8 protein-coding genes are annotated in these 7,400 nt (G+C 35.5%); 1 reads left to right on the forward strand and 7 read right to left on the reverse strand.

Going from position 1 to position 7,400, the window contains the following annotated elements; genetic code table 11:
- The 4 genes from AC22ZQ_RS10845 to AC22ZQ_RS10860 form a co-directional block, all read right to left on the reverse strand.
- Positions 1 to 829: hypothetical protein (locus AC22ZQ_RS10845; protein ID WP_318958807.1), on the reverse strand; the 829-nt coding region annotated here is incomplete at its 3' end.
- Positions 830 to 951: 122 nt separating this feature from the next.
- Complete coding sequence (locus tag AC22ZQ_RS10850) at positions 952 to 1,299, reverse strand: HopJ type III effector protein (protein WP_318958808.1); 348 nt, start codon at positions 1,297 to 1,299, stop codon at positions 952 to 954.
- A 119-nt stretch (positions 1,300 to 1,418) separates the two neighbouring features.
- Positions 1,419 to 2,210, reverse strand: coding sequence for an alpha/beta hydrolase (locus tag AC22ZQ_RS10855; RefSeq protein WP_318958809.1), 792 nt, complete (start codon positions 2,208 to 2,210; stop codon positions 1,419 to 1,421).
- Positions 2,211 to 2,455: 245 nt separating this feature from the next.
- Entirely contained in the window at positions 2,456 to 4,048 is a 1,593-nt protein-coding gene (locus AC22ZQ_RS10860) for a peptide chain release factor 3 (RefSeq protein ID WP_318958810.1), read from the reverse strand.
- Positions 4,049 to 4,282: 234 nt separating this feature from the next.
- On the opposite strand from AC22ZQ_RS10860, the gene AC22ZQ_RS10865 reads away from it, so the two are divergent.
- Positions 4,283 to 5,005 (forward strand): murein L,D-transpeptidase catalytic domain family protein, encoded by a 723-nt coding sequence (locus tag AC22ZQ_RS10865; protein WP_318958811.1) that lies wholly within the window; start codon positions 4,283 to 4,285, stop codon positions 5,003 to 5,005.
- Between the two features lie 62 nt (positions 5,006 to 5,067).
- On the opposite strand, the gene AC22ZQ_RS10870 is transcribed toward AC22ZQ_RS10865, so the two are convergent.
- The 3 genes from AC22ZQ_RS10870 to AC22ZQ_RS10880 form a co-directional block, all read right to left on the reverse strand.
- Positions 5,068 to 5,679, reverse strand: coding sequence for a fumarylacetoacetate hydrolase family protein (locus tag AC22ZQ_RS10870; protein WP_318958812.1), 612 nt, complete (start codon positions 5,677 to 5,679; stop codon positions 5,068 to 5,070).
- Between the two features lie 6 nt (positions 5,680 to 5,685).
- Positions 5,686 to 6,546: an exonuclease domain-containing protein gene (locus AC22ZQ_RS10875; RefSeq protein ID WP_318958813.1), complete on the reverse strand. Its 861-nt coding sequence runs from the start codon at positions 6,544 to 6,546 to the stop codon at positions 5,686 to 5,688.
- Positions 6,547 to 6,639: 93 nt separating this feature from the next.
- On the reverse strand, positions 6,640 to 7,400 hold a 761-nt coding region (locus AC22ZQ_RS10880; RefSeq protein WP_318958814.1), incomplete at its 5' end, for a hypothetical protein.

Below are 7,400 nucleotides of genomic sequence, written 5' to 3' on the forward strand. Positions count from 1 at the left end.
AGTGCTGTACAAGGAATATTAAACGCTCGAATTGTCGAATGATACTTTCATTTACCTGAGGAGTTACATCAACCCTCAAGTAAAGAAAAGGCAGGGTAGAAGTGAGTTGATTTTGACTGTAAAACTGCTTGTAATTAGCGCCGTGTATGTACAAAGCCTTCTGTCCACTCAAAGCTTTTAAGTTAATTTCAAAGCACTGTTTTAAATTAATAATATACCTTTTTTCCTGACCATTTCCGTAATATTGGTGTATGATCAATTCTGAATTTTCTAGGTTGAAATCATAAGCCGCACTGTCTATTAATACTTTTGACCCTTTACTGTCGTAAATGTTAAAGTCGGCAGATTGGGTCAAGCACATTTTGATACTATCAATTAATCTATCGGCTTCTTTTCGTGTAGATCGGTTGGCATCTTTCAGCAAGGGCTTAAGACTTTTCCAATGAAAAGGATCTACAGGGGCATAAATTAATGGAATATCTAGTTGAAAAGCTAAATTGACACCAATGCCATCTTGTTTTATCCAAGTATAAGCAAGGTCTATGTCTTTGCTAAATGGAGAAGATTTTCTGTTACCTGATAAATAGTATCCTTTTACGCGTATGGAATTGCATTCCGCATCTTGAATGAAGTAAAAGGTGTCGACATGAATACGTTCATATTCTTCGAGTTGCGTAGCTTGTTGAGAATAATATATTTCGTCCTGGTACTTCAAAACTTCAGTAGCTTGCGCTACTTGATCTTTGTCTAAACAGACCACATAATTGGCTAATGTCTGCGTTGAAAAAAAGAGTAAAAGAAGTGTTGCTAATGTTTTTAATTGCATCATATAAATTGAGAACTATAATGTATACGCAGGCGCAATTTATATGGATTTTTTTAGAAGTGAAAATTAATTTTGGAGGAGTACATTCACTTTTATTGGAGCTTCTATGTACTCCTTCCAATGTGTTATGAAAGTTTACTTAAAGCTTGTCCGTTGAAGGTAATACCTTCCCAGTCATACTTCATGAAATTCCTTATGTTTTGATGTCCTTCACCATTTGGATCGTTTAGAACTTCTTCAAAGTAAAATTTTCCAAAACAAGCCAAAGTTTCTTCTTTTGTAAGATCGTTTAGTTTTCCAAAAGCAAATATTTTACACGATCCGTTATTTTGCCCGGCTTCATTTTTTAGAGAACCATTTGTAAAAGCGGTAGGAGTGAAGGCGTAATTTTCTTCTATCACTGAAATCGTTTCCTCAAAGCTTACGTCTGATGGAGTGCTCTTAAGTTTTTTTATTAATTCTGAGATGCTCATTTCTATTTTTTTTACGATGATAATTAAAAAATAGAAAAGTCGTAGTTCTGGGTTATGCAGGATGATTGAAATAAAGGATTTACTACTGAATTATCTCATGAACCAAGAATATTTCACACTTACAGTACTCTCTCTTTTATAATGTTTAGGTAATCGGGATGTTGACTTATTCCATTATGTCCTTGATTCAACAAAGGGTAGGTGTGAACGGTTTTACTTTCTTTTTGAAGTTTTTCTGTATGAGAAAAAGGAATGACCCTATCCTCTTTTCCGTGAAAAATATGAATAGGTAAATCACAGTTTTGAAGGTATTTATTGGTGGTAAAAGGATACTTCACCAGAAAGCCAGGAAATATTTTTGTTTTTTCAAGACTTAAGGTTTTCATGTTATAATAAGGAGCGTGAAGTACCAATTGTCGGGGAGAGTTATCAGAGGCAATTCTAGCAGCAATTGCTGTACCCAAGGAATAACCCATTACCGTAATTTTTTTTTCTTCATACTTGTTTTTAATCCAATTGTAAAACGTTTGATTATCATCAAAGAGCTGTTGTTGACTATTGATGTTCCCCTTACTTTTTCCAAATCCTCTATAATCTGGCATGAATACATCGTACCCCAAATTTACATACTGCATTGCTTCATTACCCCAAGAGGATAAAGAACCGGCATTTCCATGTAAGTAAAATATAATTCCTTTTGGGTTGGGAACCGTAAAATGTAGGGCATGTGTCAGAATTCCATCTGCTTGTTCTATCCAAACTTCTGAAAACGTGTTGGAAAAATTATAGGTATGTTGATCGCTATCTTTTTTGGGGTGAAATAAAAATTTCTCCTGAGCTATGAATATAAAGAAACATCCTGCCAGGTAAATACCAGCAGACCATTTTAACAGGTTTAGGAACTTCTTCATCTTCTCGTTTATAATTTACCCTACAGGCGTAATAAGCATCATGAATAATGCATTCTTAAAACGGGGAAATACCCCAAGGGTTGTTGTAAAAGGGTGGTGGTAGTTAAAGTCGAGGCTAAAATACTAAAAAAAGTGTTTTAAATACAACGGAAAAAATGAATATAAAGCTCTTGTTCATAATTAGTTAAAGACTGTTTTTAACTAAAAAAAAACGGTCAATCTTAATTGATTGACCGTTACTATGCTTAAGCTTTAACTTTAAATTCTGATGTTTTGTGGAAGGTAATGTCTGGATAATCTCTTTCCGCCATTTGCAAGAGGAAAGGTGTTTCCGCTAAGAATACCAGGTTACCGTCTTTATCTTCTGCAATATTACCTGTTTTCGCTCTTGTGAAATCTTTTAATTTATCTTCATCCTCAGAGGTAATCCAACAAGCGGTATGGTAATTTTTTGGAGTAAATGAACATTTCGCCCCATACTCATTGATTAACCTGTGTAAGATTACGTCAAACTGAAGCTGTCCTACAGTACCCACAATTTTTCGATTACCCGGCTGTTGAATAAATAATTGAGCAACACCTTCATCCATCAATTGTTTAATACCCTTATCCAGCTGTTTCGACTTCATAGGGTCTAAGTTTTGTAATTCTTGGAAAATTTCTGGAGCGAATGAAGGAATACCAATGAAGTTCATTTTCTCACCTTCTGTTAATGTATCTCCAATTTTAAAGTTTCCTGAATCGTATAAACCAACCACATCTCCAGGGAATGCTTCTTCAACCACTGATTTATCTTGGGCCATAAAAGAAGTTGGGTTAGGGAATTTTAATTTCTTTCCTAATCGAATGTGCTGGTAGAACGTATTGCGTTCAAATTTACCAGAAACGATACGTAAAAAGGCAATTCTATCTCTGTGTTTAGGATCAAGGTTGGCGTGTATTTTAAATACGAAACCTGAGAATTTGTTATCGTTAGGCTCTACTTTCTTAACGTCTGTTTCTCTTCCTCGTGGCGAAGGCGAAATTCTAACAAAGGCATCCAACAATTCTTTAACACCAAAGTTGTTCACAGCAGATCCAAAGAATACAGGAGCAACTTCTCCAGAAAGGTAAGTCTCTGGGTCAAATTCATCGTATACACCATTTATTAAGTCCAATTCAGAACGCAATTCCTCTGCCGGTTCTTCACCAATCAATTCATCCAATTCTGGATTGTCTAAATCGTTGAATGAAACCACCTCTTCTGAAATCTTTGTTTTGTTGGCAGAGAAAAGATTCAAGTTCTCGTCATAGATGTTATATACACCTTTAAAACGGTCTCCCATTCCTATAGGCCATGCTAAAGGTCTTACTTTAATATCAAGCTTGCTTTCAATTTCATCTAATAAATCAAAAGGATCCTTACCCTCACGGTCCATCTTGTTGATGAACACAATTACTGGAGTATTACGCATTCTACATACCTCCATTAACTTCTCAGTTTGCGCCTCTACACCGTTGGCACAGTCGATAACTAAGATAACGCTATCCACTGCAGTTAACGTTCGGTAGGTGTCTTCTGCGAAGTCTTTGTGACCAGGAGTATCAAGAATGTTAATTTGTTTACCGTTGTATTTGAAAGCCATTACAGAGGTTGCCACAGAGATACCTCTTTGCTTTTCAATTTCCATGAAGTCGGACGTAGCCGTTTTCTTGATTTTATTGTTTTTTACCGCACCGGCTGTTTGAATGGCTCCTCCGAAAAGAAGAAGTTTTTCTGTAAGTGTTGTTTTACCGGCATCGGGGTGAGAAATAATTCCAAAAGTTCTTCTTTTTTCTATTTCCGTTTGGTGCTTCATGTGTATTTCAATTTGTAATCTTTAAACAGAGTACTGTTTATTCAAAATTTTGCTTTCCAATCCAATTGACCATTTCAAGCCTTGTTATTGTTGCAATCTTCTCTTCTTAAGAAGCTTAGGAAGGCAAGATAGATTTTTATCTTAGTTCCTAAAATTCCTTAAAAGACTGCAAAGGTACTTAGATTTTATCTATTTTCGCTCGCTGTGGAGAGAAAAGACAGCTTTTTAAAAGGGATGCTTGTTTTGTGTTTGCTACTTATAGCTAACGCAAATTTATGGGCCGAAGAGGGAGAGAAAAAGAATGCACCAGATTCTACATCATTAACACTGGAAGAACGTTGGAAAGAAACGGCGTTAGAGCGTTACCAATGTTTAGCTGATACCAATTTGAATTTTGAAGCTTTTGAATTGGCATATCGCGGTTACACCAAACTTATTTTAAGCGGAGAATTAACTAAAAGTAAATATTTAACGGTAGTTGATTTTTCATTGTCTTCATCTGAAAAACGCATGTATGTAATCGATATGGAAAAAGACTCCATTGCTTATAATACCTACTGTGCCCACGGTAGAAACTCTGGAGGCGAGTATGCAAGAAAATTCTCGAATACGAGCGGAAGTCATATGAGCAGTTTAGGATTTTATCTTACCTCGAATACTTACTCTGGTAAGTTTGATTTAGCATTGCGTTTGGAAGGGTTGGAGAGAACCAACTCAAAAGCTCGCAGCAGAGGAGTGGTGATGCACGGAGCAAAGTATGCCAACGCTAATTTTTTAGAGCGTCATGGTAGACTGGGTAGAAGTTATGGTTGTCCAGCAATCCCAACAGATATGGCAGAACCTGTTATCAATACGATTAAAGGTGGGAGCTGCTTTTTTATCTATCATCCAAGTAACTACTACTTAAGTCAATCTAAAATTCTAAAAGACTATAGCTTCCTTTTAAATGAGGGGTAGAAAATAATAAGCGTAAAAAAGGCGAAGAGATCATCTTCGCCTTTTTTATGTGTTGTTCTGAATTATTTAATACGTAAATTCAATAACTTTTCTTCACCGATAAATCCTTCTAGTGTGTCACCAATCTGAACTGGACCAACCCCTTCAGGAGTACCCGTGAAAATTAAATCACCAATTTTAAGTGTCATGAATTGCGATAAGTAAGCGATGATTTTATCTATGGAAAAGATCATATCATTGATGTTACCATGTTGTACTTCTTCACCATTCTTTAAAAGTTTGAACTCTAGATTATCCATGTCCAAATCTTTTTTCTTTAAGAATTTAGGTCCAATAGGAGCACTGTGTTCGAAGCTTTTGGCAATTTCCCAAGGCAAGCCATTTTCCTTGCATTTTTTTTGTAAATCTCGGGCTGTAAAATCAATACCAAAACCAATTTCATCATAGTACTCGTGCGCATAACGTTCCGCTATGTTTTTTCCAAGCTTTTTGATTTTAATCACCAATTCGCCCTCATAGTGCAAATCTTTGGTAAAGTCTGGAATGAAGAAAGGATTGTTTTTAGGAAGGATAGCTGTATCTGGCTTCATAAAAAACACAGGTTCCGTAGGTAATGGAGAGTTCATCTCCTTAGCGTGTTTGGCGTAGTTTCTTCCTATACAAATGATTTTCATACCGAATTATTTTCCAAATTTATTTTTTAAAGCATCTAGCTTGGCATTAAGGCGTTGCTCTTCTTTTTGCTTATTGATTTCTTTTTGTTCTTCTCTGTTTTTCTTAATGCGTTCCATTTCCTCTTTTAAAACTTGTTTGGTATAAAGAGGGAAGTCAGAGTTTAAGAACCAACCGTAGTAACCAGGTTCGGTGTTAGCGACAAATTCAACGGTTTTATTCTTGTGTTTACCGAAATTATAAATGATTTCACCTTCCTTGTTTTTAGCAATTCTTCCGGCAAAATCAACAACTTCATTGTTTCCTTGTTTAGAGAAAGTAGAAAGGAATTTTATATCATTTTCTAAGTTCTCGTAGCGTGCTACCTGCGCTTTCAATACTTCGTAAGTAGCAATAACATCCGCTTCTGCACTGTGAGCATTGGTTAAATCTTTATCACAGTAAAACTTATAGGCTGCCACTAAAGTTCGTTGTTCCATTTTGTGAAAGATGTTTTGTACATCTACAAATCGTCTATCGTGCATGTCAAATTTGTATTCGGCACGCAAGAATTCTTCCATCAAAACAGGTATGTCAAATTTATTAGAATTAAATCCAGCTAAATCGGCATTACCAATGAATTCAGCTACCTCAGGGGCTAGTTCTTTGAACGTCTTCTCATTTTCAATATCAGCTTGATAGATTCCGTGAATTTCACTGGTCTCCTTTGGGATGTCCATTTCTGGGTTAACACGCTTCGTAAAGGTATTTTCATCACCGTTGGGCTCTACTTTTAAGATAGAAATTTCAACAATTCTATCTTTGGTAACGTTAGTTCCCGTTGTTTCTAAATCAAATATTGCGAGTGGACGCTCTAAGTTTAATTTCATAATTCAATAAAAAAGGGTACGATTACTTTCATACCCTTTACAAAATTAGGAATTTTTCTAAGTGACTACTGGAACTGTACTAAAAACTTTGGCTTATTTTTTTTGATAAATGTAAGCGTTGGTTTTCTCTTCGTACTTATAGTTTGCAATGAAGTTCTTTGCTTCTTGTTCGGTTTTAAAGTTCGCTATACTGATTAAGAAATTACCTCTTTCGTCTTCAATTATTTGAGCCTGTGGGTTGTTTTTATACCTATTAGAAACAATTACTTCTTCAGCAAATTGACGATCATTATAGGTGTAAACAATTACATGATAGTTTAATCTAGTTTTAGTTTGAACCTCCTTCTTTTCTACTTCAATTTGTTTTGTAGGAATAACAACATTTAAGGCTTCGAGTTTTTTGTCCATGGACTCGTACTTTGTGGTACTTTCACAGTTAATAGCTTCCGTTTGTAAGCTTACGAATTGATAAGGAGCATATTTCTCTAAGTTTCTTAAATCGGAACGACTGTATATTGGTCCTTGTACTTTTGCCGACTCAATGTGTATTTCAACTTTACGGGCTATTATATATTCTTTTAAGTTTTCCCTCAAATAATCTTCTACCTTTTGAGCTCTAATTTTAGCCAGGTTCGCATTGTTTTTGTAAGACCTAGTAGGAACATAAGATGCCGAAGCATTAATGTTAATGCGTATAGAAGACCTACCCATTTCCAATTGCGCTTTTACACTATCTATAAAAGCAGTTAATGCTGTGTTGCTTTGATCTAATCCATTGTTATTGTAATAGTAATTGTGATTGAAATACAATCCACAATAACTTTCATCTGTTGAAGGTTCATTTACAACAAGGG

Source organism: Lishizhenia sp. (genome assembly GCF_057456495.1).